The 2,487-nt window shown below is 43.0% G+C and carries 4 protein-coding genes; all 4 read right to left on the bottom strand.

Annotated elements, in window-relative coordinates:
• On the bottom strand, positions 1-851 hold an 851-nt coding region (locus L693_RS0114165), incomplete at its 3' end, for a tyrosine-type recombinase/integrase (RefSeq protein ID WP_025717820.1).
• A 159-nt stretch (positions 852-1,010) separates the two neighbouring features.
• Positions 1,011-1,754 carry a hypothetical protein gene (locus L693_RS0114160; RefSeq protein WP_025717819.1) on the bottom strand — a complete coding sequence of 248 codons (744 nt, stop codon included), beginning with the start codon at positions 1,752-1,754 and terminating at the stop codon, positions 1,011-1,013.
• Positions 1,755-1,819: 65 nt separating this feature from the next.
• Complete coding sequence (locus L693_RS30020; protein WP_197029936.1) at positions 1,820-1,981, bottom strand: hypothetical protein; 162 nt, start codon at positions 1,979-1,981, stop codon at positions 1,820-1,822.
• A gap of 18 nt (positions 1,982-1,999) precedes the next feature.
• Positions 2,000-2,487: DNA-methyltransferase (locus tag L693_RS0114150; RefSeq protein WP_025717818.1), on the bottom strand; the 488-nt coding region annotated here is incomplete at its 5' end.

The raw sequence follows: 2,487 nt of genomic DNA, 5'->3' as shown, positions 1-2,487 counted from the left end.
GACTCGCTTCCTCGAACATCCCATTCAGCTTGTCGCATATCCTGCTGTGTTGTTAGGGTATAGATATTGGTGGTAGCTACGTGGTCATGTCCAAGGATTTGCTGGATGGTTGTCAATGGAGTCGTTTTCACCAGCTTATAGCCAAGTGTATGTCTGAGCATATGTGGTGTGACCTTCACATTGATCCGATCTCCGTATTTGTTCAGAATTAGGTTAACCGCATTTCGCTCCAATGGCCCACGCTGCCCAATACATAGATATTCTGATTCCACTTGTGGCCTCATTTCAAGATACCGAGTAATGGCTTTTCGCACATCCTTATTTAATGGAATGATGCGGGAGGAGTTCCCTTTGCCAAATACCTTCAATAATCCTTTGCGTTCGCTTATTTCAATATTCTTCAGCTTGATACCAACCAATTCGCTAACCCGTATTCCTGTTCCCAGCAACAATTCAATCATACAGATATGCATCCGATTACCCATACGGTGAATTTCATTTCGCAGCTTCCACAAATCCTTTTCCGCTAACCCTTTGTATTGCCGCACAACCTTGTTTCTGACCGCTTCGATATGTATCTCTTCCTTAATATAGCCTTGTTGGTGCATCCACTGTGCAAAAACATTGATACTGGCGATCTTACGGTTGATGGTGAGTATCGCTTGATTGGTACTTTGCAGATATTTCTTGTATTCTACGCCATCCAGTTCAATCCACTGACCCAGTCCATGCTCCGTTTTCTTTTGATACCAGACTATAAACTGCAATACATCCCTAATATAGCAGGAAACCGTATTTTTACTCCGATCCTTGCTCCGTAAATATGCTTCAAATCCTTGTATATAGCCCATATTCGACCCCACCCTTCGCTTGTGTGTCACATCATAGCGTTGATGCGAGGGAAAGTCCACTCCATACATAACTTATCTTATGCACTTAGTTTAGGCAATTTTGGGGCTAATTTAGGGCTGAAACTGGCGTTTATCGATACAAATACTGACGACATAACGTTATGACTGCAAATCATTAGGCTCCACATATCCTTCCTCAATCTCTACCGTTTCTTCAATAGCTTCATAATCGGCATCCACTACATCCGCTTCGATCATATCCAGAAATAGCTGCTTCCGTTCCTGTTCCAATGCCTTCGTATTGACCAGCAGTTCACGGCGATCATTCCACTCGTTGGGTGCGCGGTTCTTCAAGTAGAAGATCATCGCTGTCGGATTGGGTGGCTGATATCGTTTTACCTTTTCGATGCGCGTCTTCTTTTTTCCATTTTTGTCCTCTTCAATGATCGTTTTTATTTCTTCATATTCATACCCTGTAGCAGCTTTCAAAAGTGAATTTTCCACGTGGGATATAGGCACAGATCTGCTCCATTTGACTAGTTCAGCCAGCATCGGATGTTTATCAATATACTCGTACCAAGTCGTTTTACCTATATCGAGTTTCCTAATAATGTCCTCTGCGTTCACGCCTTCTTCGAACCATTGCTGAATCTCCGCTAATCTAGGATATACATGGGTTTCCCACTTGGTTGGACGTTCCAATGCTTCCGCAAATTTGGGATGCTTCCTGCGATAATCGCCTAATGTCCAAATATGAATGTTCAGCCGTTTAGCAATCTCTTCATCTGTTGCTCCTTCACGTACCCAAACGGGAATATCCCTGAGCCTGGGTACAACAAATTGATCATACTTGGTTAGTATTTTAGGTTTGTTCCTTTTTGGTTTGTCATTGTTTTTGCTCATTAACTCACCTCCATCACGAAAAAAAGGGAACAGCCAACTATCGACCATTCCCCATATGTATCAGCTTACCCTTCCAATTCAGCTTCGTAAAACAACTCGATATCCTCAATTACCTTCTGAATCAGCTCATTGTCCTCCCGAGCCTCCTCAGCTCCCAGCACATTTCCCTTTTCGGCTTGCATGCCTTTTAGAAATCGAATTACCATATTCACTTTTGCCTTACCCAATTCAATCACCCTTTCGGTTTAGTCAGCACATGATACCTCTGGCCTTGCCGACTCAGCAACTACTTCTTGATAGCTATATCGCTTACTATCCCGAACCAAATATACATCACTATCGCTTCCAACTTGGGCAATATATCGCTTCACAATCACATCCACATATTTAGGGTCAAGCTCGCTTGTATAACAAATCCGATCCGTTTCCTCACAAGCAATCAACGTTGAACCTGAACCACCAAATGGATCAAACACGATATCGCCTAGCTTACTGGAATTCTTGATCGGGTAACTAATTAAGGGAATCGGCTTCATCGTGGGGTGATATTCATTACGGAAGGGGCGATCAAATTGCCACAAGGTTGTTTGCTTACGATCACTGTTCCAGTAGTGTCCACCTGTCGGCTTCCAACCGTACAATACAGGTTCGTGTATCCAATGATATTGAGAATGACCGAGTACCATTGTTTGCTTTGCCCATATACAACATTGAGATAGTTTGAATCCAGCTT

This window comes from Paenibacillus sp. 1-18 (assembly GCF_000520755.1).
Classification (GTDB): Bacteria; Bacillota; Bacilli; order Paenibacillales; family Paenibacillaceae; genus Paenibacillus; species Paenibacillus brasilensis.
The sequence above is the reverse complement of the archived record's forward strand: the minus strand, read 5'-3'. Positions and strand labels throughout refer to the sequence as shown.

Coding starts and splice junctions, on each gene's coding strand:
- L693_RS0114160 (WP_025717819.1), bottom strand. CDS start 1,754: ATGAGCAAAAACAATGACAAACCAAAAAGGAACAAACCTAAAATACTA.